20 protein-coding genes are annotated in these 24,263 nt (G+C 50.4%); 7 read left to right on the top strand and 13 right to left on the bottom strand.

Features of this window, described 5'->3' with window-relative positions:
* Nucleotides 1–111 precede the first annotated feature (111 nt).
* A complete protein-coding gene (gene hemN, locus HEN33_RS11460) occupies nucleotides 112–1,485 on the top strand; it encodes an oxygen-independent coproporphyrinogen III oxidase (protein WP_000116093.1) in 1,374 nt (457 codons plus the stop codon).
* A 228-nt stretch (nucleotides 1,486–1,713) separates the two neighbouring features.
* Here the strand turns inward: hemN and HEN33_RS11455 are convergent, their stop codons facing one another.
* The 4 genes from HEN33_RS11455 to glnA form a co-directional block, all read right to left on the bottom strand.
* The gene (locus HEN33_RS11455; RefSeq protein WP_000893994.1) at nucleotides 1,714–1,824 is read right to left on the bottom strand and encodes a YshB family small membrane protein; all 111 of its coding nucleotides are present in this window, start codon (nucleotides 1,822–1,824) and stop codon (nucleotides 1,714–1,716) included.
* A 111-nt stretch (nucleotides 1,825–1,935) separates the two neighbouring features.
* Nucleotides 1,936–3,345 carry a nitrogen regulation protein NR(I) gene (gene glnG / locus HEN33_RS11450; RefSeq protein ID WP_001188777.1) on the bottom strand — a complete coding sequence of 470 codons (1,410 nt, stop codon included), beginning with the start codon at nucleotides 3,343–3,345 and terminating at the stop codon, nucleotides 1,936–1,938.
* A gap of 11 nt (nucleotides 3,346–3,356) precedes the next feature.
* Nucleotides 3,357–4,406 carry a nitrogen regulation protein NR(II) gene (gene glnL / locus HEN33_RS11445; RefSeq protein WP_000190577.1) on the bottom strand — a complete coding sequence of 350 codons (1,050 nt, stop codon included), beginning with the start codon at nucleotides 4,404–4,406 and terminating at the stop codon, nucleotides 3,357–3,359.
* A gap of 174 nt (nucleotides 4,407–4,580) precedes the next feature.
* The gene (gene glnA / locus HEN33_RS11440; RefSeq protein WP_001271718.1) at nucleotides 4,581–5,990 is read right to left on the bottom strand and encodes a glutamate--ammonia ligase; all 1,410 of its coding nucleotides are present in this window, start codon (nucleotides 5,988–5,990) and stop codon (nucleotides 4,581–4,583) included.
* A gap of 372 nt (nucleotides 5,991–6,362) precedes the next feature.
* On the opposite strand from glnA, the gene typA reads away from it, so the two are divergent.
* The 4 genes from typA (at nucleotide 6,363) to HEN33_RS11420 (ending at nucleotide 11,468) form a co-directional block, all read left to right on the top strand.
* A complete protein-coding gene (gene typA, locus HEN33_RS11435) occupies nucleotides 6,363–8,186 on the top strand; it encodes a ribosome-dependent GTPase TypA (RefSeq protein WP_000570668.1) in 1,824 nt (607 codons plus the stop codon).
* Between the two features lie 215 nt (nucleotides 8,187–8,401).
* Nucleotides 8,402–9,112 (top strand): GntR family transcriptional regulator, encoded by a 711-nt coding sequence (locus HEN33_RS11430; protein WP_000829805.1) that lies wholly within the window; start codon nucleotides 8,402–8,404, stop codon nucleotides 9,110–9,112.
* A 7-nt stretch (nucleotides 9,113–9,119) separates the two neighbouring features.
* Nucleotides 9,120–10,100, top strand: coding sequence for a sugar phosphate isomerase/epimerase family protein (locus HEN33_RS11425; RefSeq protein WP_176262989.1), 981 nt, complete (start codon nucleotides 9,120–9,122; stop codon nucleotides 10,098–10,100).
* Nucleotides 10,101–10,202: 102 nt separating this feature from the next.
* Complete coding sequence (locus HEN33_RS11420) at nucleotides 10,203–11,468, top strand: MFS transporter (RefSeq protein WP_176262988.1); 1,266 nt, start codon at nucleotides 10,203–10,205, stop codon at nucleotides 11,466–11,468.
* Nucleotides 11,469–11,558: 90 nt separating this feature from the next.
* On the opposite strand, the gene ompL is transcribed toward HEN33_RS11420, so the two are convergent.
* From ompL to yihU, 9 genes are all read right to left on the bottom strand, one after another.
* Nucleotides 11,559–12,251, bottom strand: coding sequence for a porin OmpL (ompL, locus tag HEN33_RS11415; RefSeq protein WP_176262987.1), 693 nt, complete (start codon nucleotides 12,249–12,251; stop codon nucleotides 11,559–11,561).
* 67 nt (nucleotides 12,252–12,318) lie between these two features.
* Entirely contained in the window at nucleotides 12,319–13,722 is a 1,404-nt protein-coding gene (locus tag HEN33_RS11410; RefSeq protein ID WP_001279685.1) for an MFS transporter, read from the bottom strand.
* A 40-nt stretch (nucleotides 13,723–13,762) separates the two neighbouring features.
* Nucleotides 13,763–15,148, bottom strand: a complete 1,386-nt coding sequence (locus HEN33_RS11405) for an MFS transporter (RefSeq protein WP_176262986.1) — start codon at nucleotides 15,146–15,148, stop codon at nucleotides 13,763–13,765.
* Between the two features lie 45 nt (nucleotides 15,149–15,193).
* Nucleotides 15,194–17,230 (bottom strand): sulfoquinovosidase, encoded by a 2,037-nt coding sequence (gene yihQ, locus HEN33_RS11400; protein ID WP_176262985.1) that lies wholly within the window; start codon nucleotides 17,228–17,230, stop codon nucleotides 15,194–15,196.
* 107 nt (nucleotides 17,231–17,337) lie between these two features.
* The gene (locus HEN33_RS11395) at nucleotides 17,338–18,213 is read right to left on the bottom strand and encodes a sulfite exporter TauE/SafE family protein (protein ID WP_000345431.1); all 876 of its coding nucleotides are present in this window, start codon (nucleotides 18,211–18,213) and stop codon (nucleotides 17,338–17,340) included.
* A gap of 60 nt (nucleotides 18,214–18,273) precedes the next feature.
* Nucleotides 18,274–19,176 carry an aldose-1-epimerase gene (locus HEN33_RS11390; protein WP_123059743.1) on the bottom strand — a complete coding sequence of 301 codons (903 nt, stop codon included), beginning with the start codon at nucleotides 19,174–19,176 and terminating at the stop codon, nucleotides 18,274–18,276.
* Nucleotides 19,177–19,294: 118 nt separating this feature from the next.
* A complete protein-coding gene (yihS, locus tag HEN33_RS11385) occupies nucleotides 19,295–20,536 on the bottom strand; it encodes a sulfoquinovose isomerase (protein WP_000870914.1) in 1,242 nt (413 codons plus the stop codon).
* A gap of 16 nt (nucleotides 20,537–20,552) precedes the next feature.
* On the bottom strand, nucleotides 20,553–21,431 hold the full coding sequence (gene yihT / locus HEN33_RS11380) for a sulfofructosephosphate aldolase (protein WP_032185604.1): 879 nt from the start codon (nucleotides 21,429–21,431) through the stop codon (nucleotides 20,553–20,555).
* A 23-nt stretch (nucleotides 21,432–21,454) separates the two neighbouring features.
* Entirely contained in the window at nucleotides 21,455–22,351 is an 897-nt protein-coding gene (gene yihU, locus HEN33_RS11375; protein WP_000718879.1) for a sulfolactaldehyde 3-reductase, read from the bottom strand.
* Between the two features lie 167 nt (nucleotides 22,352–22,518).
* Between yihU and yihV the strand changes: the two genes are divergently transcribed.
* Together yihV and HEN33_RS11365 are read left to right on the top strand one after the other, a co-directional pair.
* Nucleotides 22,519–23,415 carry a sulfofructose kinase gene (yihV, locus tag HEN33_RS11370; protein ID WP_088542136.1) on the top strand — a complete coding sequence of 299 codons (897 nt, stop codon included), beginning with the start codon at nucleotides 22,519–22,521 and terminating at the stop codon, nucleotides 23,413–23,415.
* A 33-nt stretch (nucleotides 23,416–23,448) separates the two neighbouring features.
* Complete coding sequence (locus HEN33_RS11365) at nucleotides 23,449–24,234, top strand: DeoR/GlpR family DNA-binding transcription regulator (protein ID WP_176262984.1); 786 nt, start codon at nucleotides 23,449–23,451, stop codon at nucleotides 24,232–24,234.
* The last annotated feature ends 29 nt before the right edge of the window (nucleotides 24,235–24,263 follow it).

Here is a 24,263-nt window from a genome sequence, read left to right as displayed (position 1 = left end):
ACTACAGCGGTTGTCGCGGCGACAAAAGTGGCTGCGCAACCGGCTGATGACCCGAAACGGGCATTCGCCGGTACGCCGTAGCCGCCAGAGACGCCATCGGAAGGAGTGAGCATGTCTGTACAGCAAATCGACTGGGATCTGGCCCTGATCCAGAAATATAACTATTCCGGGCCACGATACACCTCGTACCCGACCGCGCTGGAGTTTTCAGAAGACTTCGGCGAACAGGCGTTTTTACAAGCCGTGGCGCGCTATCCTGAGCGTCCATTATCTCTCTACGTACATATCCCGTTCTGCCATAAGCTTTGTTACTTCTGCGGTTGCAATAAGATTGTTACTCGCCAGCAGCACAAGGCCGATCAGTATCTGGACGCGCTGGAGCAAGAAATCGTCCATCGTGCACCGCTGTTCGCCGGGCGTCACGTCAGCCAATTGCACTGGGGCGGTGGTACGCCGACGTATCTGAACAAAGCGCAAATCAGCCGACTGATGAAGTTGCTGCGCGAAAACTTCCAGTTCAATGCCGATGCGGAGATTTCGATCGAAGTCGATCCGCGGGAAATCGAACTGGATGTACTCGATCATTTACGCGCCGAAGGCTTTAATCGCCTGAGCATGGGCGTGCAGGACTTCAACAAAGAAGTGCAACGTCTGGTTAACCGCGAGCAGGATGAAGAGTTCATCTTTGCACTGCTTAACCATGCGCGTGAGATTGGCTTTACTTCCACCAACATCGACCTGATTTACGGCCTGCCGAAACAGACGCCGGAGAGTTTCGCCTTTACCCTGAAACGCGTGGCGGAACTTAACCCCGATCGCCTGAGTGTCTTTAACTACGCGCATTTGCCGACCATTTTTGCTGCTCAGCGTAAAATCAAAGATGCTGACCTGCCGAGTCCGCAGCAAAAACTGGATATCCTGCAGGAAACCATCGCCTTCCTGACACAATCGGGCTATCAGTTTATCGGTATGGATCACTTTGCCCGTCCGGATGACGAGCTGGCGGTGGCCCAGCGTGAAGGCGTGCTGCATCGTAACTTCCAGGGCTACACCACTCAGGGCGATACCGACCTGCTGGGGATGGGCGTTTCAGCCATCAGCATGATTGGCGACTGCTACGCGCAGAATCAGAAAGAGTTGAAGCAGTACTATCAGCAAGTGGATGAACAAGGCAATGCGCTGTGGCGTGGTATTGCGCTAACGCGTGATGACTGTATTCGTCGCGATGTGATTAAGTCGCTCATCTGCAACTTCCGTCTGGATTATGCCCCCATTGAGCAACAGTGGGATTTGCACTTCGCTGACTACTTTGCAGAAGATCTCAAGCTGCTTGCCCCGTTAGCAAAAGATGGGCTGGTGGATGTGGATGAGAAGGGGATTCAGGTAACGGCGAAAGGTCGCCTGCTGATCCGCAACATTTGCATGTGCTTTGATACCTATCTGCGCCAGAAAGCGCGGATGCAGCAGTTCTCACGGGTGATTTAAATGGTGAATGGCGCTTCGTTTACAAAGTAGAAAACGAAAGCGCCATCAATGTGCTGAGAACAAGATTGCTTGATGCGCTGGTTAAGAAAACCTGTTGAAATTATTGCTTTTGTAGGCCGGATAAGGCGTTTACGCTGCATCCGGCATCTGAGCATGATGCCTGATGCGACGCTGGTCGCGTCTTATCAGGCCTACGACTTTCTCCGCATCCGGCATAAACAACGAGCTTCAGCTAAACAGCCCAATCATCGCAGCACACAGCACGGCAGCAACGGCAGTTTGCGGTGTGTGGCTGTCAACTGCGCCACTCGATACCAGATTAATTATTGATTCCAGCATAATGACTCTCCCCGTTTTCCGGGCAAGATCATACTGAACTTATCGGAACAGTAAAGCGCAAAATACCAGCAATTTGCGCTCAATAATCAATCTTTACACACAAGCCGTGAATCACTCCATCCCCAGCTCTTTTAACTTCCGTGTCAGTGTGTTGCGACCCCAGCCAAGCAGCCGCGCCGCTTCCTGTTTATGCCCCTGCGTATGTCGCAACGCGGTTGTCAGTAATGTCCGCTCAAGCTCAGGCTGCGCTTCGGAAAGCAGGTTTTGATGACCGGAACGTAGCGCTCTGTCTGCCCATTGCGCTAAAAGTGTCGCCCAACTGTCCGGTTGCATTTGCGAAGTACTCTCCGCAACCGTTGATTCAAACAGTTCGCCAGGCAAATCCTGAATCAACACTTCCTGCCCGGCGGCCATCACCGTTAACCAACGGCAGGTGTTTTCCAGCTGGCGCACGTTACCCGGCCATGCCAGACGCGTCAGCGCGGCTTCGGTTTCCGGATGCAGCAACTTCGCTTCTACGCCCAGTTCGCGCGCGGCAACCTGTAAAAAATGGCGTGCCAGACGGGGAATATCTTCCCGACGCTCACGCAGCGGCGGCAGATGAACGCGGATAACGTTCAGGCGGTGGAACAAATCCTCACGGAACTTGCCTTCCTGTACCCGCTGTTCGAGATTCTGGTGGGTTGCAGCGATAATCCGCACATCCACTTTCACCGGCGCATAGCCGCCAACGCGATAAAACTGACCGTCTGCCAGCACGCGCAGCAAACGCGTCTGTACATCGAGCGGCATATCGCCAATTTCATCGAGGAATAACGTGCCGCCATCGGCCTGTTCAAAACGCCCCTGACGAATAGTATTCGCGCCGGTAAACGCGCCTTTCTCGTGACCGAACAGTTCTGATTCGATCAAATCCTTCGGGATAGCCGCCATATTCAGCGCGATAAACGGCGCTTTGGCTCGAGGACTGTGGCGATGCAGGGCATGAGCGACCAGTTCTTTACCGGTGCCGGATTCGCCGTTAATCAGCACGCTAATAGAAGAACGTGAAAGCCGACCGATAATCCGGAACACGTCCTGCATGGCTGGCGCTTCGCCGATGATATCGGTCGTCGGGCCGTTAAGCTGAACATTACGCGGTTGCTGCTGTTCCTGATAATGGCTGATGGCGCGCTCAACCAGCGCCACGGCTTCGTCGATATCAAACGGTTTGGGCAGATAATCAAACGCCCCTTGTTGATAGGCGCTGACGGCAGCATCCAGATCGGAATGTGCGGTCATAATGATGACCGGAAGCATCGGATGGCGCTGTTTAATCTGCTTGAGCAGCGCAAGCCCGTCCATTCCCGGCATACGGATATCTGAAAGCAGCACATCCGGCGTTTTGCTCGCCAGCGCCTCCAGTACTTCCGCGCCGTTCTCAAATGTCGTACAGGTTAAACCCGCTCCAGCGAGCGCACGTTCAAGCACCCAACGGATGGAACTATCGTCATCGACTACCCAGACTATCCCTCGTTGCATAAACGTCACCTTTATTTCCTGATAGGCAGGTAAACCGAGAACTCGGTATGACCTGGCCAACTGGTAAATTCAATTTTGCCTGAATGCTGATCAATCAAATTACGGGCGATGGATAAGCCAAGCCCGGTGCCACCTTCGCGGCCGCTGACCATCGGGTAAAACAGCGTATCCTGCAAATGAGGCGGAATGCCTGGCCCGTTATCTTCCACATCAATCCGCGCCGCCAGCCGATAGCGCTCGCCGTGTAAGGTCAGTTGAAACGCGGTGCGGGTACGCAGAATGATTTCACCACCTTCCGGCCCCAGCGCCTGTAGCGCATTGCGCACAATATTCAGCAATACCTGTTCAATTTGATCCGGGTCGTGCGCCAGTTCCGGCAGGCTGGGGTCGTAATCACGAATCAACCGCACGTTGTCCGGCAGTTCCATCGACACCAGCGTCACCACACGTTCAGCCACTTTGTGAATACTTTCGGTAACGCGCGTACCGGGCAGTTGCGGCCCCAACAGACGGTCGACCAGATTTCGCAGCCGATCCGCCTGTTCAATAATCACTTTGGTATATTCCAGCAGTGACGGGTCAGGTAATGCTTTGCTGAGCAACTGCGCTGCACCACGTAAACCGCCAAGCGGATTTTTAATCTCATGCGCCAGGCCGCGCACTAAATCGCGGGCAGCAACCTGCTGGGCGTGCTGTAGCTGTTCCTGACTTAAGCGGCGCTGGTTATCCATCGGTGCCATCTCCAGCAGGATCATGCCGTCCGGCATACGCTGGGCCGTCACAGAAAGGATATGCGAGCGCCCGTCGATCACCAGCGTCACTTCGTTATCGGTAAAACCTTGCCCCGCCTCAAGACTTTCTTGCATCAGCTCGATATTTAATGAGAAGTAGCTCAACAGTTCCGGTAACGGTGTACCAAACAATTTGCGGGAGCTTTGAGCGAGCAGTTGTTGTGCGGCGGGGTTGGCGTAATGGATCGCCAGGTTGTCATCAATTAACAAAATACTGTTAATCAGCGAGTTGAGGATCTGCCCAGCATCGGGCTGCGTGCCTGTTGCCATAAAGCAGTCTCCTGAACAGGTTGCACCATTTTAGTGCATTATAGCTTTTTACGGATAAAAAGCGCGAAGCATCAGAGAATTGACGGAGAAAAAAGCCCATGCAGAGATGGGCTGAAAGTTTCCACGGCAACTAAATCCCGGCGTTGTTCTCGCCGGGTAGTACAACTTCAACTATTAGACGCTGTAGTACAGCTCAAACTCTACCGGATGCGGAGTCATACGCACGCGGTCATTTTCTTCGCGACGCAGAGCGATGTACGCATCAATGGCTTCGTCAGTGAACACGCCACCGGCTTTCAGGAACTCGCGGTCCAGATCCAGTTCGTTCAGTGCTTCTTCCAGAGAGCCTGCAACCTGTGGGATCTCTTTCGCTTCTTCTGGCGGCAGGTCATACAGGTTTTTGTCCATGGCTTCGCCTGGGTGGATCTTGTTCTTGATGCCATCAAGACCGGCCATCAGCAGGGCAGCAAAGCACAGGTACGGGTTAGCCGCCGGATCCGGGAAACGGACTTCGATACGACGTGCTTTCGGAGAAGAAACCACCGGAATACGGATAGACGCAGAACGGTTGCGTGCAGAGTAAGCCAGCATTACCGGTGCTTCGTAGCCCGGGACCAGACGCTTATAAGAGTTGGTGGTCGGGTTTGCCAGGGCGTTAATCGCTTTAGCGTGTTTGATTACGCCGCCAATGTAGTACAGCGCCTGCTCAGACAGACCTGCGTATTTGTCGCCTGCGAACAGGTTGACGCCGTTTTTAGACAGTGACATGTGGCAGTGCATACCGGAGCCGTTATCACCGAACATCGGTTTTGGCATAAAGGTCGCGGTTTTACCGAAGCGGTGTGCTACGTTGTGCACAACATATTTGTAGATCTGAATTTCGTCAGCTTTTTTGGTCATGGTATTGAAGCGGGTAGCCACTTCGTTCTGACCAGCAGTCGCTACTTCGTGGTGATGGGCTTCAACTACCAGGCCCATCTGTTCCATCACCAGACACATTTCAGAACGGATATCCTGAGCAGAGTCTACCGGCGGAACCGGGAAGTAACCGCCTTTCACTGCCGGACGGTGACCTTTGTTACCACCTTCGTATTGGGTGGAGGAGTTCCATGCGCCTTCGATATCGTCGATAGCAACGTGGGAACCGGAGATAGAAGATCCGAAACGGATGTCATCGAACAGGAAGAATTCAGGTTCTGGCCCGAACAGTACGGTGTCGGCAATGCCAGTAGAACGCAGGTAATCTTCAGCGCGCTTCGCGATGGAGCGCGGGTCACGGTCATAGCCTTGCAGGGTGCCAGGTTCAAGGATGTCGCAACGGATAATCAGGGTAGAATCGGCGAAGAACGGGTCAATCACTGCGGTGGATGCGTCTGGCATCAGCACCATGTCGGATTCGTTAATGCCTTTCCAGCCGCCAATCGAGGAGCCGTCAAACATTTTGCCTTCTTCGAAGAATTCAGCATTCACCTGATGAGCAGGGATAGTGACGTGCTGTTCTTTACCTTTGGTATCGGTGAAGCGCAAATCAACAAACTTCACTTCGTGCTCGTTCAGCATCGTCAGTACGTGTTCAGCGGACATACTTTAACTCTCCTGGATTGGTCATGGTCGTCGTGGTAACGAAATCTGCAATTATTTTGGCCGTGTCGCCGTAAAAAAGATAAAGCGAAAACTGTGCCAACTTTTAAATTGCCCCTAAAAGGCGTTATCATGCTTAACATCGTGCAAAAGGGCTGCACCATGATGTGAATGTTGCACCAATATAGTGCTTCAATGGAAACATTAAGCACCATATTGGTGCAATGACCTTTGGATAACCCTTTTTATGCTCCGTGAAAGCGATCACAAAGGGACTCTGCAATACTTGTTTGCGGAGGATGTTTGTGATCCTGTTTTGTAGTGCGATTAATCCGTGTACAATAACGCGCTATTTCTAATGCCTGAGGCAAAGTTGTGATCGAAAAATTGCGTAATATCGCCATCATCGCGCACGTAGACCATGGTAAAACCACCCTGGTAGACAAGCTGCTCCAACAATCCGGTACGTTCGACTCTCGTGCCGAAACCCAAGAGCGCGTGATGGACTCCAACGATTTGGAGAAAGAGCGTGGGATTACCATCCTCGCGAAAAACACCGCTATCAAATGGAATGATTACCGTATCAACATCGTTGATACCCCGGGGCACGCCGACTTCGGTGGTGAAGTTGAACGTGTAATGTCCATGGTAGACTCAGTGCTGCTGGTGGTTGACGCATTTGACGGCCCGATGCCGCAAACGCGCTTCGTAACCAAAAAAGCGTTTGCTTACGGCCTGAAGCCGATTGTTGTTATCAACAAAGTTGACCGCCCTGGCGCGCGTCCTGATTGGGTTGTGGATCAGGTATTCGATCTGTTCGTTAACCTCGACGCGACCGACGAGCAGCTGGACTTCCCGATCGTTTACGCTTCTGCGCTGAACGGTATCGCCGGTCTGGACCACGAAGATATGGCGGAAGACATGACCCCGCTGTATCAGGCAATTGTTGACCACGTTCCTGCGCCGGACGTTGACCTTGACGGTCCGTTCCAGATGCAGATTTCTCAGCTCGATTACAACAGCTATGTTGGCGTTATCGGCATTGGCCGCATCAAGCGCGGTAAAGTGAAGCCGAACCAGCAAGTTACTATCATCGATAGCGAAGGCAAAACCCGCAACGCGAAAGTCGGTAAAGTGCTGGGCCACCTCGGTCTGGAACGTATCGAAACCGATCTGGCGGAAGCTGGCGATATCGTGGCGATCACGGGCCTGGGCGAACTGAACATTTCTGACACCGTTTGCGACACGCAAAACGTTGAAGCGCTGCCGGCACTCTCCGTTGATGAGCCGACCGTTTCTATGTTCTTCTGCGTTAACACCTCGCCGTTCTGCGGTAAAGAAGGTAAGTTCGTAACGTCTCGTCAGATCCTGGATCGTCTGAACAAAGAACTGGTACACAACGTTGCGCTGCGCGTAGAAGAAACTGAAGACGCCGATGCGTTCCGCGTTTCTGGCCGTGGCGAACTGCACTTGTCTGTTCTGATCGAAAACATGCGTCGTGAAGGTTTCGAACTGGCGGTATCCCGTCCGAAAGTTATCTTCCGTGAAATTGACGGTCGTAAACAAGAGCCGTATGAAAACGTGACTCTGGACGTTGAAGAACAGCATCAGGGTTCTGTAATGCAGGCGCTGGGCGAACGTAAAGGCGACCTGAAAAACATGAATCCAGACGGTAAAGGCCGCGTACGTCTCGACTACGTGATCCCAAGCCGTGGTCTGATTGGCTTCCGTTCTGAGTTCATGACCATGACTTCTGGTACGGGTCTGCTGTACTCCACCTTCAGCCACTACGACGACGTACGTCCGGGTGAAGTGGGTCAGCGTCAGAACGGCGTACTGATCTCTAACGGTCAGGGTAAAGCGGTAGCGTTCGCGCTGTTCGGTCTGCAAGATCGCGGTAAGCTGTTCCTCGGTCACGGTGCCGAAGTTTACGAAGGTCAGATTATCGGTATTCACAGCCGTTCTAACGACCTGACTGTAAACTGTCTGACCGGTAAGAAACTGACCAACATGCGTGCTTCCGGTACTGACGAAGCCGTTGTTCTGGTTCCGCCTATCCGCATGACTCTGGAACAAGCTCTGGAGTTCATCGATGATGACGAACTGGTAGAAGTGACGCCAACCTCTATCCGTATTCGTAAACGTCACCTGACGGAAAACGATCGTCGTCGCGCCAACCGCGCACCGAAAGACGATTAATTTCGTTTTTTAGTCATAAAAAACCTGCCAGCGATGGCAGGTTTTTTTTGCCTGTCGTAAGTTCTCACCAGTGCGAGTATCTCCCTTATAAGTTTGTGGTTACGTCAATAGAGAGCTTTGTCACAATTATCTGCAAAGTCATACGCTGTTAATTGCTTTCTTTTTTGGCGTAAGCGTAAGATGCCATATCTGGTTTAAACCAAAAGGATTAAACAATGGCGGAGAATCAATCCACCGTAGAAAATGCAAAAGAGAAACTGGATCGGTGGTTGAAAGATGGCATCACCACGCCGGGTGGAAAACTCCCTTCAGAAAGAGAGCTGGGAGAGCTGCTGGGCATTAAACGTATGACGTTACGCCAGGCGTTGCTGAACCTTGAGGCAGAATCCAAAATTTTCCGTAAGGATCGTAAAGGGTGGTTCGTGACTCAGCCGCGATTTAATTACAGTCCGGAGCTGTCGGCGAGCTTTCAGCGGGCCGCAATTGAGCAAGGGCGGGAACCTTCCTGGGGCTTTACTGAGAAAAGCCGTACCAGCGACATTCCCGAGACGCTCGCGCCACTGGTTGCAGTGACGCCATCAACTGAACTCTATCGCATTACCGGCTGGGGGGCGCTGGAAGGACATAAAGTTTTCTATCACGAAACATATATTAATCCTGAAGTTGCCCCAGGTTTTATAGAGCAACTTGAAAACCACTCATTTTCTTCAGTCTGGGAAAAATGCTACCAAAAAGAGACGGTAGTAAAAAAACTGGTTTTCAAACCCGTAAGAATGCCGGGTGATATCAGTAAATTTCTTGGCGGTTCAGCGGGCATGCCTGCGATCTTAATTGAAAAACATCGCGCCGACCAGCAAGGCAATATTGTCCAGATAGATATTGAATATTGGCGATTTGAGGCCGTGGATCTCATCATTAATCTGTAGGTGTTTTATGGTGACAATAAATAACGCAAGAAAGATTCTACAACGTGTCGATACTCTTCCTCTTTATTTGCATGCCTACGCTTTTCATTTAAATATGCGGCTGGAAAGAGTATTGCCAGCTGATTTACTTGATATTGCGAGTGAAAATAATCTGCGAGGCGTAAAAATTCATGTTCTGGATGGCGAACGTTTTTCTTTGGGCAATATGGCAGATAAAGAACTCTCTGCCTTTGGCGATAAAGCCCGCCATCTGAACCTTGATATTCATATTGAAACCAGCGCTTCAGATAAGGCATCTATTGACGAAGCCGTCGCCATTGCGTTGAAAACCGGGGCATCGTCCGTGCGTTTTTATCCGCGTTATGAAGGTAATTTACGCGACGTATTATCGATCATTGCTAACGATATTGCCTATGTTCGGGAAACATATCGGGACAGCGGCCTGACCTTTACGATCGAACAGCATGAAGATTTAAAAAGCCATGAACTGGTGTCGCTGGTCAAAGACAGTGAGATGAAATCACTTTCCTTACTGTTTGATTTTGCGAATATGATCAATGCGAATGAGCATCCCATAGACGCTTTAAAAACGATGGCACCACATATTACTCAGGTGCATATCAAAGATGCCTTGATTGTTAAAGAACAAGGTGGTCTGGGACATAAAGCCTGTATTTCAGGTCAGGGAGATATGCCATTTAAAGAATTATTAACGCACCTTATCTGCTTGGGTGATGATGAGCCACAGGTGACGGCATATGGCCTGGAAGAAGAGGTTGATTATTATGCTCCGGCGTTCCGTTTTGAAGACGAAGATGATAATCCGTGGATCCCTTATCGCCAGATGAGTGAAACACCACTGCCAGAAAATCATTTACTGGATGCGCGGTTACGTAAAGAAAAAGAAGATGCAATTAATCAGATAAATCATGTGCGTAACGTACTACAACAAATCAAACAAGAGGCAAGCCATCTTCTGAACCACTAATAAGTTTTAACTCATCCGCTGTTAATAAAAACCATTCCATAAGAATGGCCGGTATCTTATTGCCTTTAGAACAGTGATTTTCAAAATCGCTTAGGGGATGTTATGCTCACGAAAAAGAAATGGGCGTTATTTAGTCTATTAACACTGTGTGGCGGTACAATTTATAAATTACCGTCGTTGAAAGATGCGTTTTATATCCCGATGCAGGAATATTTCCATTTGACCAATGGTCAAATTGGTAATGCTATGTCGGTAAACTCATTTGTCACCACAGTGGGCTTTTTTCTGTCTATTTATTTTGCCGATAAACTACCGCGCAGATACACCATGTCATTCTCCCTCATTGCGACGGGATTACTGGGTGTTTATTTGACGACAATGCCGGGGTATTGGGGCATCCTCTTTGTCTGGGCGCTATTTGGCGTTACCTGCGACATGATGAACTGGCCTGTCTTGCTCAAGTCGGTAAGTCGACTGGGCAATAGCGAACAACAAGGTCGTTTGTTTGGCTTCTTCGAAACAGGGCGTGGAATTGTCGATACTGTGGTGGCATTTTCTGCGTTGGCAGTATTTACCTGGTTTGGCAGTGGCTTGTTGGGCTTTAAAGCGGGTATCTGGTTCTATTCCCTTATTGTGATTGCCGTGGGCGTTATCATTTTCTTTGTACTCAATGACAAAGAAGAGGCACCGTCCGTGGAGGTGAAAAAAGATGAAGATGCACCGCAAAACACCAGTATGACCTCGGTGCTGAAAGACAAAACCATCTGGCTTATCGCTTTCAATGTTTTCTTCGTTTACGCGGTGTACTGTGGCCTGACATTCTTCATTCCATTCCTGAAAAACATCTATCTGCTGCCTGTTGCGCTGGTGGGGGCTTATGGCATCATTAACCAATACTGCCTCAAAATGATCGGTGGACCTATTGGTGGCATGATTTCAGATAAGATCCTGAAATCACCAAGTAAATACCTGTGCTACACCTTTATCATCAGCACTGCGGCACTCGTACTGTTGATTATGCTGCCGCACGAAAGCATGCCGGTCTATTTAGGGATGACATGTACGTTGGGTTTTGGCGCGATAGTCTTTACACAGCGAGCCGTATTTTTTGCACCTATCGGCGAAGCAAAAATTGCTGAAAATAAAACAGGCGCGGCGATGGCGTTGGGTAGCTTTATCGGTTACGCCCCGGCGATGTTCTGCTTCAGTCTGTATGGTTACATTCTGGATTTAAATCCGGGGATTATTGGCTACAAAATCGTGTTTGGCATTATGGCCTGCTTCGCATTCTGTGGTGCGGTGGTTTCCGTAATGCTGGTTAAGCGTATTAGCCAACGTAAGAAAGAGATGCTGGCGGCTGAAGCTTGATTAATGGCCGGATGTGTTTAATCCGGCCAATGAAAACCGTATCAACCGTAGGCCGGATAAGGCGTTTACGCCGCATCCGGCAGTTTCACATCAGAAGAAATACTTCGTCCCGATACGAATCTGGTTTTGCTCGCGGTGGTATGGTTCTATATTACGATCTAACCAGCGTAATTCGAAATAAGGCAGCCAGTGTTCATTAATACGGTAACGGAAGGTATTAGTGATTTCCCAATGATGATCTTTTCCATTGCTGCTATTAAAGTCATTTACGCGTATAAAATAATGTGGCTCAAATGTATAGGAGAATTTCTCGGTGATTTTAAAATTCCAGTAGGTACCAATTTCATAGGTGTCATTATTATCCAGCTCCCCGTTCAAATCTGTTGAACTGTAGTTATTATGGTTATAGCGATTTCGCACTGTCAGATTAAACCATGGTACAAATTTATAGTTGACGTCCAGATATACTGCACCACCGGAACCGGTGCTTTTATCATTAATTAAGCCACCGGGCTGGATGGTTAATTTATCAGTTGGTTTGAATAACGGATACCAACCTTCAATTTCATTGTAGCCATGTTTAAGCTCATCTTCTCTCTGAAAATTATAGGTATTGGTTAACATGATACCCGCGCCCATATCGAAGTTATAACCTACACGTAGCATAATTTCTGCCTGATCGGAGGCGAGATTATATGCCTCCCTGTTTTCAACATATGCGCCAGCGAATACCGATGCAGAGGTCAGAGAAGATAATAAAATCATTGCATTAATCTTTTTCATAATAAGTCCATTTTTTTAACGTAGGGGGGCCGCCACCCATCAGGATGGAAATAGCGGCTATTGACATTTATAACGTTACGGAAGCGGTTTTTTCTTTTGTCTCAATCTCTTTATTTTTACGTTGGTTGATGTCCTCAATAATTAACGCAAAACGTTTTTCATTGAGCGTGTAAAAAAATCCCATCGTCAATGCAGCAATTATCGCCAGCGCACAAGGCCAGATAAAAATGAGCTGACGCAAACCCTGTAATGTCGCATCGCTTTGCGCAATGTTGGGAACATAACCGATTTGCGTCAGCATAATGCCTGGCAAGAAGCCAGCAAGTGCGGCAGAAATTTTACGAAAGAAGGTATAACCAGTATAAACAGAACCTTCGGCACGAATTCCGGTTTTCCATTCACCGTAATCTACGGTATCCGGTACCAGCGCCCAGTTCAGGCTGTTTACAAAGGCCGTACCAAAAAAGGCGACACAAGAGAACATGACGAAAGTGAAAGAGTTACTGCCCCAGAAATAATTCAGGATATCCCCCACCGCCCACAGCACCATGCCAGCTAAATAAACCTGTTTTTTACCAAAACATTTTACAGTTAATGGCACCAGCAATACGCCGATGAGGATGCATCCCATACTGAAGAATCCCATCCACGACAATAAATTAATATCATTCAGCACATACTGGGTGTAATAGACCTGAATTGCCAGTTTGATATTAAATGCCGCCAGGGTACACAGGTTAGCAATGCATAAAACCAGCAATGGCGGATTACGAAATATCGCGCAAAAAGATTTGAGAATACTGGCTTTATGTCCGGTTGGCGTCGTGTCCACATAATGCTCTTTGACGCCTCTGTAGCACAGCATCATAAAAATAAAGCCACCAATGGAGAACATCAGTGCCGCGCAGGCATAACCGACAGTGGAGTCAGAAAAAAGCGACTGCAATGGAATAAATGCTACGGTACAAATCAATAGCCCTATGGTTGCACCACCCTGGCGGTAAGCCGCAAGCTGCGCGCGCTCATTGGGGTTTTTGGTAATTGCTGGGATCATCGCGCCATACGAGCAGTTCATCAGACTGTATGAAAGTCCAAACATCATAAACAGCGCGGTGGCAATCGTCGTTTTAATCGGCAAACTAAAAGTGGTGGCGATAAACTGGAGCGTTGCAATTAACGCCGCCGGAACCGCTGCATATAAAATAAAGGGACGAAATTTGCCTTTAGGCCCAATATTTTTCCGCGAGTCGAGTAAAAATCCGGTGAGCATATCGGTAAACGCGGTAAAGAATTTCGCCACCAGAAAGATAATCCCGCCATAGTAAGCAGGCATCCCTAATTCATCGGTATAAAATTTGAGGAGATACAGAGTGCCGATGCTAAGCATTAAATTCGAACCGACGTCGCCCATGCCATAAGCGATTTTTTCCCGCAGATTCAGTTTTAATGTCAGTGGATTATGGTCAGACATAATCACTCCTTATAACGCCCCGCAGGGCGTTGTTTATTATTTATGCCGTGCGTTTACGGGCTTCTATTTCTTCAACAATGCGGACGTACATTTTCTCGTTCAGACTGTAGAAGCAACCCATCGCAACAATGGTGACTACCGCCAGTGCGCTTGGGTAGATGAAGATCAGCTGGCGTAAACCTTCGATGGTATGGTCAGCCTGCGCCACGTTTGGCACATAGCCGATTTGCGTCAGCATCCAGCCTGGGAAGAAACCTGCCAGCGCCTGAGATACTTTGCGAAAGAAGGTGAAGCCGGTGTAGACCGTACCTTCCGAACGAACGCCGGTGCGCCACTCGCCGTACTCGACGGTGTCGGAAACCAGTGCCCAGTTCAGGCTGTTAACAAACGCCGAGCCGAAGAATGCCAGGCAGGAGAACGCCACAAAACTGACCGAGCCGCCGCCGAAGAAATAGTTGAGCAGATCGCCCAGCACCCAGATCAGCAGACCGCCGATATAGACTTTCTTCTTACCAAAACGTCTGACTGCACCAGGCATCAGGAACACGCCGATGAAAATACAGCCCATGCTGAAAAATCCCATATACGACAACAGGATGGGATCGTTAAGCACGTACTGGGTGTAATAGACCTGAATGGCGAGCTTGACGTTAAATGCCCCTAAGGTACAGAGGTTAGCAATGCACAAAATGAACAGCGGGCGGTTACCGGCAATCGCACGGAAAGATTGCAACAAGCCTGGCTTTTGCGCCGGATTTGCAGGTTGCGTTTCGACATAACGCTCTTTCACGCCCGAATAGCAGATCCACATAAACAGCAGGCCGAACAGTGAAAACAGCGTGGCGGCGAAGATATAGCCAAGTTGCTGATTACCTTCGATAAGATTCATAACTGGTACGAATCCCACCGTACACAGTAGCAGGCCCAATGTAGCGCCACCCTGACGCCATGCTGCCAGCGATGCGCGTTCGTTGGGGTTTTTGGTGATAGCGGGGACCATTGCGCCGTAGGAGCAGTTCATCATGCTGAAAAACAGTCCGTAAAGCATAAACAGAATAGTGGCCATCACCGTTTTACCGGTGACATCAAACGGTGTGCCGACAAAGTTGGCGATCGCCAGCAGAGTGACCGGAAATGAGGCGTACAAAATGAAAGGGCGGAATTTGCCTTTTGGACCGATCTTACGCCGGGAATCGAGCATGATGCCGGTACCCATGTCGGTAAAGGCGGTAAAGAATTTCGAGATCAAAAAGATAATACCGCCATAGGTGCCGGGCAGCCCCAGAACGTCGGTATAAAACTTCAAAAGATAAAGCGTGCCGATATCCAGCAGGATGTTAGAGGCCAGATCTCCGATACCGTAAGAGAGTTTCTCTTTAAAGGGCAGACATAAAGTAGCCGGATCTTCCGTTGTGATGTGACTCATCGTTGTTCTCCCTTTGCCCGTGAGTTTCCCCACGGGCGGACGTGATTAGATGCTTTTTAACGACGCGAACAGTGCCGCCCATTCGCTATCGGCGCGATAAAAGACCGGCGGTTTACCGATGGGCGCATTAACGGTAACTTCCTCGCCCTGGAACGCTTCACCTGTCCAGGCGTGGACCCAGTTATCCTCCGGCAGATAGAGCGTCCAGTCGCTACGGCCTTGTTCATGCACCGGAGCGACCAGAATGTCGCGGCCTAACAGGTACTGATATTTCAGGGTGTAGGTCTGCGCGTCGTCTTCGTAATGCAGGAACAGCGGGCGCATAACCGGCAGGCCGGACTTCGCATTCAGCGCGACGGCGTCTTTGAGGTAAGGTTTCAGGGTGGTGAAGACGGTGGTCATACGGGCAAAATGGGCGATGGTTTCCGCGTCGCCGTCAAACTGCCAGTTGTCGCCAGGACGGTTACCTTCGTGGGTGCGCATCATCGGCGTGAAGGCGCTGAAATCGCACCAGCGCAGCAGCAGCTCTTTGCTGCGCTTCATCTCAAACAGGGTGGTGTAACCGCCAATGTCACTGTGATGCAGGCCATGCCCGGTCATCGCCAGCGAGAGCGCCGCCGGAACAACCGACGCCAGGCCATCGTCCAGACTCCAGTCGACGTTCTGGTCGCCCGCCCACATCATGGTGGAGTATTTCTGGCTACCGGTAGAACCGGCGCGCATAAAGAAAAGGATCTCGCCAAGCTTGCCCGTTTCTTCAAGGGCTTCGTAGTTACATTTCGCCCACAGTGCGGGCCAGGCGTTATGCATAATTTCGGCGCTAACGCCGTTATGCAGATACGTATCGGTCGGCAAATATTCGCCAAAATCTGCCATCCAGCCGCCGCAGCCCAATTCGATCATGTTTTTCTTGATGACCTCTTTAAACCAGGAATAGGCTTCAGGATTGGTCAAATCGACAACGCCGCCGTAAAACTCCCCAAATTCCACCAGATAGTCACCGCCAGAGGCATCTTTTGCCAGATAGCCATGTTGCGCCGCTTCTTCGCAGAGATCTTTATCGCTGGCAACATACGGGTTGATGTAGGCGAGGAACTGCACGCCTTCTTCTTTCCATTGCTTGATGCGGGAATCTAACTGTGGGTAGTTTTCACTGTTCCACTTCCAGTTCCACATCACACGTTTGCCAAAAGAGGTCATACGGATCCCGGACCAGTCCTGCGCCCAGATGCCGTTGACCTTCACGCCCGCGTTACGCATGGTGTCCAGTTTCTTCTGACACACTTCCGTCCCACCCTGAATGCCGAGCGTTACCCCGTCATAAATCCAGTCGGGCAGTTCTGGCTGACGTCCCAGCAGGGCAGTTAATTTTTCCAGCAGGGAGATGTATGTATCAGCACATTCAAAACGCAGCGTTGCTTTGTCTTCCCACAGCGCCAGTTCATGGTATTCCGGGGCACTAAAGTCGAAGTTCATATAGCAACTGTTATCAACATGGCAGTAATACTTCTGCGTGCTGACAAAAGTAGGCTGCGGGAAGAAAGTCCAGTAATAGTCGCCGCCCGCGTTCTCTTTGCAGTCGGCCTGCCAGGTGACATAGGTTTGTTTGTTGCGACCAACGCCTTGTTCACTGGTCCATAGCGGGAACGGTTTGCCGCGCAGATCAAAGTAGGAGAATTGTTCGCCGCAGCCGTAGATATGGTCCTCTGGTTGTGCGGCAAGACGCAGCCAGATGCGGTTGTGGTGATGGTTGTCGTTTTGTAGTTCCAGCAATAAACGGCCCTGATCGTCGGCAGAGATACGCAGCGTGGCGCTAATGTCAGAACCACGGCTGAAATGGATTAACCAGCCATCCGGTGACTGGCTGACGATGGCGTCGGTGAGCGCAATCTTCTCCTGCAATTTATCTTTAATGCTGAAATTACCGCGGAACATATCGATATCCGCTATACCTGAGCCAATCGATAAGCAAGGATTATCTTTGCTATGGATTAAAATAAGACGGTCTTGAAAACGTAGAGTAAAACTGTCGTTATTCTGATGAAATTGAAAATCTAATAACTGTGGGCGTGGCGTATCCATAAATAATCTCCATAGAGTATAAAACTAATATTTCATGCCATCCTGTTATTACAGGTTTCATTAATCAAAGAATGTGTGCGGGTATAAATTAAAACCCGCGCAAGTGATTATTTACTTTCTTCAGCTCGGCGGATTGCAGCCACTTTTTTACCAAATGCCAGTTGCAGTATAACTAACAAGGTAAACGGAGGCAGAAGTGCGGCAGCGGCGGGAATTCCCAACGCACCTTTTATCAACATAGAACCGGAGGCAATCAACAATAAAAAGACCATCACACGAAACACTTTGACCGAAATGCGTTTATGCACATATTGTCCAATCAGTGAACCGAGGATCATGGTGGGAATACAAAACAGCACCAGTTTAAAGATAGAAACAGTCAAAATTCCGCTGGTCGCCAGCCCGCCGATCACCGCGATGTTGTTTGCGGTGAAGAAAGCGTTCAGAGTGCCGCGAAATGCCGCCGGACCTAAGTTACGCAGCATCCCGTAGATAACCATCGGCGGCCCGTTGGTTGAGAACGCCGCGCCTAATGCGCCAGCTACTGCGCCGATAGGTGCGGCGATCCAGTTACGGTCATAAATCGGCAGGCGAGGAATAAACATGCTGTAAAAGGAGTAGAGGATAAGAAATCCACCTAAGCCCACTTTCATAAAATGGTCGGGTAAATATGACAGCGCATATAAACCGACGGGTATTCCCAAAAATGAGAAAATAATCAGTACCATTGCCGAGCGCCAATCCGTTTCTTTGCGTGATAGCCAGGTGGCGTACAAGGCGGTTGCGGTGCCGACAATTACCGAAAGTGGTGTTGCCATTTTTACGGGGAGCATTAACGTGACGAGTGGCATGGTGGTTAAACCGCCACCAAATCCCGCGCATATCCCCACAAAGGTATAAAGAAACATCAACGCGATAACGATACATACCACGTTTGTTTCCAGCATGGCCCCATCTGGCGAAAATAACGTAAAAAAGTCCATAATATTTCCTGTTGTGTAAATACAACCCTAAACAATAATCTCGTTCTTTTCTTAATAAAATTAATTGTGCTGCCCGTGAATATTAAAAAACAGGCGGTGCGTTTTTCCTGGTTCCAGTAATAATAAGTCGATACCTGAATTAAAGGCGTTAGGCGGGCAACTCATAGGTTCAACTGCCAGTCCCTGACGCTGTAATTTTTCGCCGCTATAAACCTGCACCCAGGGTTGATCGGAACAAAGACTCACCGAAAGTGCCTGCTGTGGATGGGTAATGGTCATTTCCCACAGATCATTAGCGGTTTTAAAGGTATGGTCTATTTTTGTCGCGGCTATTTTTGTCGCCCGCGTGAAATTTAAATTCAGCTCATCAACGTGGTGAAGCGTTGTCGGATTTGCGTGCTCATCGACGGCATAAACCTGTTCTGCCGGAAGCTGGAAAAGATAGTCATCAACAGATGTTAAGTTGCAGGTTAAATAAGGATGAATACCCACACCATAAGGTGCGGTCACAGTACCAATATTCTGGCTTGCGATCTCAACGGAAAGGCCCGTGCGAGCATTGAGCGAATAAACAACCTGCGAAGCCAGCATAAACGGATAGCCGTAACTGGGCGGTAGAAAAGCTGTCAGGGTAACGCTGGTGGCGGTTAATTCGCTAATTTGCCAGTCTCGCCAGGCAAGCAGCCCGTGAATAGCGGCTTTTGAACTATGTTCATTAATGGGTAACTGATATTCCTGTCCCTGATAGCGGTAACAGCCGTTGGCGATCCGGTTCGGCCACGGAATAAGCACTTTACCCAGATGCGCCAGCGGCATCTCTTCGGGTTTGTGCGGGATGACTAAATGACAACCCTGAAAAGTTAATTCAGCCAGACCAGCACCAACCGTCACGATAGTCGCGTGATAATCCCCCGCGGCAAGTGAAACGGTTTGTCCACTGCAATGCATGTTGGTGATTTGCATACGAGGCACCTTAATTAAAAAACGGCATACAGCCTCCCATGAGGCTGATGTCAAACCAAAAAACTGCGCCGGGCGGTCCCCTCTCCCCTTTGGGGAGAGGGTTAGGGTTTTCAGTCAGTTATTTGGCATTCACGTCCAGCAGACCCGCCGCAACTGCCGGAGCCAGGCCTGGCGCTAACGGGATACGCGGGATCACCAGGCAATGCAGCAGGTGGTAAATATCCTGTTTACCGTCCCAGACTTTGGTGGTGACCTTGTTGTCCGCATCCAGCTCCTGCCACCAGGAACCGTTTTCGTAGTCCATCAGGTACTTAATGCAGTAGTCCCACCATGTCTGATACCAGGTTTCGTACTGGCGATCGCCAGTGACGGTGTAGAGCGCGTAGGCCGTACCCATCGCTTCGACGATAGGCCAACGCACACGTTCGCGGACCACCGGTTTGCCTTCCCAGTCAACGGTATAAACAATCCCGTCGGCACCATCGGGCGCCCAGGCATCGCGCACGGTGGCGTTGAACAGACCTTTGGCATCTTCTAGCAACCAGGCCGGAGGCTGTTCGCAACGTGCTTCCAGGGCAGCGTGGATATGCAGCATTAAACGGCCCCATTCGATCCAGTGGCCCGGCGTGCCTCCGAATGCGCGGAAGCGGTGCGCCGGGTTATCTTTGTTGTAATCCGGCAGCGGATTCCACTGGGTATCGAAGTGCTCGTTAACGCGATAATGATTATTTCTGGCGACGTCGTGGATAATGACGGAAGCCACGCGAATCGCGCGATCCAGCCATTTTTTGTCATGCGTTACGTCATAAACAATCAAGAAAGCTTCCACCGCGTGCATATTGGCATTGCCGCCGCGGTACTCTTCGGTTTTGCTGAAGGCTTCGTCCCAGGATTCCAGGCACATCTGCTCTTCTTCGCTCCAGAAGTATTTCTCGATAATTTCAATGGTGTAATCGAGCAGCTTACGCGCTTCCGGGTGACCCGTTGTGACAGCACTGGCGGCACCCAGCAGGGCAAAGAAATGTTGATAGCCCTGTTTGGAGGCATCCACCACGCCCTCGTCATTGACACAGGCATACCAGCCGCCATATTTTTTATCGCGCAGTGCGCCGTTCATGGCTTTGATACCATGATCAACCAACGAGTAAGCGCCAGGTCGACCCATCGCCGCAGCAACGGAATACACGTGCAACATACGGGCGGTGATCCACAGATGGGTGCCCATCTCTTCTTTGATTTGCCCTTTATTGCCTAACCAGCCAAAGCCAGTCGGTACTACGGAATTTTTACCAAAATCAAAGATGCGATCGGTTTCCTGTTCCAGCCAACGGTTGTGGCTTAGGGTGTTAAACCATTTCATTCCTTTTGTCCTCATCTTAACGGCGTTTAGCCATCATTTCGTCGACGATATCGACAAGTTGTTGTAATTTCGGTGCGCAAACGTCACGCAGCATCAGTTCGTTGTCTGGTAAACCGACCACCGATGCCCAGACGGCCCGACCGGCCAGGAAGCCCGATGCGCCCGCCGTCATCGCCACGCGCACGGCACGCGGGAACAGTTTTTCGTCAACGCCGGAAGAGAGGATCACCCACGGCATATTGATATGGTCATTCAGACGTTGTGAAGCACTGAGAAGCTCTTGTTGCGGACCTTTTCCGTAAAGCGGCATTTCAACTTTGTAGAGGTCAGCGCCACTGTCGCCCAGCTCTTTAGCGGCATCGATGATCGCTTGTTCGCGATCGAATTTATCGCCACGACGCGGTGGGCGGACGACTGGCTCAATGATGCTCACCAGACCGTGTGAGTGGCAAAGTTCATTGAACTCTTTCACCATATCCAGGCGTTGCTGCGCATCTTCATCACTACGCCACAGCACCAGTAGTTTCAGGGCCTTGCCACCGTCTTGTTTGATTTGTAGCGGGTTGATTTTGCGGTCAATGACTACGCTATCTACCGGAATACCGTTGCCAGGGATGAACTCATCGGCGGCGACAATCATGGCGCAACTTTTGGCAATCGCGTTTTGCTCAACCACCTGGCGGTAGCAGAATTGTTGATCTACCAGAATCGCCGATGCATAAGGTGAAAGCGTCTTCGCGGCGTTAACTTTGAAATCAGTTAAAACGCTATCGGCTACTGGAGCGGGTGCGCCAGCCGCGGCAAACATCATGCGCATGGCTTCGCGCTGATCGACCGCCAGCATGGCAAAACCGCCCGATGCGCGCGTAATGTCGTTGATGGTGTACTTATTCATTCATTTATTCCTTTATCCAGTCGTTACATTTTTACTTTGGCAGTCATCCCGGCACTGACACGGACCTGCTCCAGAATGGCGGACCAGTCCTGGCGACCTCGACCCGCTGCGCGCGCCTGGCTATAAACCTCCCGTGAGGCGGCCCCCAGCGGCATCGGCACATGCAACTGGTTGGCAACATCGAGGGCGATGCCAAGATCCTTATGGGCAAGATCGATCATGAAGGCGGGAGAAAGATCTCCACTGAGGACTTTGTTCGGCCAGGAAGTGGTGAAGTGGCCTTTACCGGCGGCAGTACCGCTCATTACCTTGACGGCAACATCGAAGGGAAGATTGAGGGCTTCGCACAAAACGGCAGCTTCTGCCGAAAGCGCATTGAGCGCGATACTCATATAGTTGTTGATGAGCTTAACGCGGATCCCCATGCCCGGACCGCCAGCGTTGATCAACTCACTGCCCATTGCCATCAGGATCGGCGTGGCACGTTCAACTTGTTCAGCGGTGCCGCCAGCCAGCAGTAACAGAGTACCGGTAATGGCATTTGCAGAAGTACGGCCTACCGGAACATCCATCATGCTGAAGCCTTTGGCTTGCATATCGGCAATCAATTTATCGGTTTGCAGGGGGTGGATGGTCGACATATCAATGACCAGCGCATCGGTAGATAAGCTTTCGCAAATGCCGTTTTCACCGAACAACACGCTGCGCACCAGATCGCCATTCGGCAACATGGTAATGATAAATTCGGCATCTTTAGCGGCCTGCGCTGGGTTAGCAGCGGGAGTCGCCCCTTTGTCTACCAGATGCTGTACGGCTTCGGCATTCACATCGAAGACGCAAAGTTGATGCCCTTGCTGCAATAAATTGCTCGCCATTGGCGAACCCATTTGTCCTAAACCGATAAACGCGATTGCTGCCATAACCCTCTCCTGAATACAGTGATGTCACTTTTTGTCATTTATGACATGCCTTTCTTGTCTGTTTTTGATCGTATTTGTAATTTATCGTCAAAAAATTGACAGCCGTCACTTTTTAAACAATTGGTGAAATTAAAATGAACGCATCCCAAAATGCTTAAGGAATGACCATGATTCGTGTTGCTTGTGTAGGAATTACCGTGATGGATCGCATCTATTACGTGGAAGGGTTGCCGACGGAGAGCGGTAAGTACGTGGCAAAAAATTATACGGAAGTTGGCGGCGGGCCAGCGGCTACAGCAGCAGTTGCGGCGGCCAGACTGGGTGCGCAGGTCGATTTTATTGGTCGCGTCGGTGACGACGACACGGGCAACAGCCTGCTGGCAGAGCTGGAATCCTGGGGCGTTAACACCCGTTACACCAAACGGTATAACCAGGCGAAATCTTCGCAATCCGCCATCATGGTGGATGCCAAAGGCGAGCGAATCATCATTAACTATCCCAGCCCGGACCTGCTGCCTGACGCAGAGTGGTTGGAGGAAATTGATTTCTCTCAGTGGGACGTGGTGCTGGCAGATGTACGCTGGCACGACGGCGCGAAAAAAGCCTTCACCCTGGCCCGGCAGGTGGGCGTGATGACCGTGCTGGACGGTGATATTACGCCGCAGGATATCAGTGAGCTGGTGGCGTTAAGCGATCATGCTGCTTTTTCAGAACCGGGTCTGGCGCGGCTAACGGGCGTGAAAGAGATGGCGAGTGCCCTAAAACAGGCACAAACGCTCACAAATGGACATGTCTATGTTACTCAGGGCAGTGCAGGCTGTGACTGGCTGGAGAATGGCGGGCGACAGCATCAGCCAGCTTTCAAAGTTGATGTGGTAGATACTACTGGTGCGGGCGATGTTTTTCACGGCGCATTGGCGGTGGCGCTGGCAACAGGTGGAGATTTAGCGGATTCCGTCCGCTTTGCCAGCGGTGTGGCGGCGTTAAAATGCACGCGTCCCGGTGGGCGTGCCGGGATCCCTGACTGTGATCAAACCCGATCTTTTTTGTCACTTTTTGTATAAAATGCCAGGGTGATGGTTTTTCGAGGAATTTTCATGAGCCTTACCGAACTGACCGGTAACCCGCGGCACGACCAACTCCTCATGCTGATCGCCGAGCGTGGGTATATGAATATTGATGAGCTGGCAAATCTGCTGGATGTTTCCACGCAGACGGTCCGCCGGGATATTCGTAAATTAAGCGAGCAAGGGCTGATCACGCGCCATCACGGTGGCGCGGGTCGGGCCTCCAGCGTCGTTAATACGGCGTTCGAACAGCGTGAGGTTTCGCAAACTGAAGAGAAAAAAGCGATTGCCGAAGCGGTGGCAGACTATATTCCTGATGGATCGACAATATTTATCACCATCGGTACGACTGTCGAACATGTCGCCCGGGCGTTACTTAACCATAATCATTTGCGGATAATCACGAACAGCCTGCGTGTGGCGCATATTCTGTACCACAACCCGCGCTTTGAAGTGATGGTGCCCGGCGGTACATTGCGCTCTCATAATAGCGGGATCATTGGCCCTTCAGCGGCTTCCTTTGTGGCCGATTTTCGGGCTGATTATCTGGTAACAAGTGTTGGGGCGATTGAGAGCGATGGCGCGTTGATGGAGTTTGATGTTAACGAAGCTAACGTGGTGAAAACGATGATGGCGCACGCGAGAAATATTCTGCTGGTCGCCGATCACACTAAGTATCATGCTTCGGCGGCGGTTGAAATTGGTAATGTGGCACAGGTCACTGCGCTCTTTACCGACGAGCAGCCGCCCGCTGCGCTAAAATCACGCTTACAAGACAGCCAAATTGAAATCATCCTTCCCCAGGAAGACGCGTAGAATTTTGTGACCGTTGACCTTGCTTCATA

The organism is Escherichia sp. 94.0001 (assembly GCF_013369155.2).
Taxonomy (GTDB): Bacteria; Pseudomonadota; Gammaproteobacteria; order Enterobacterales; family Enterobacteriaceae; genus Escherichia; species Escherichia coli_F.
Note: the sequence above shows the minus strand (reverse complement) of the source record. Positions and strands in the feature narration are given on the sequence as shown.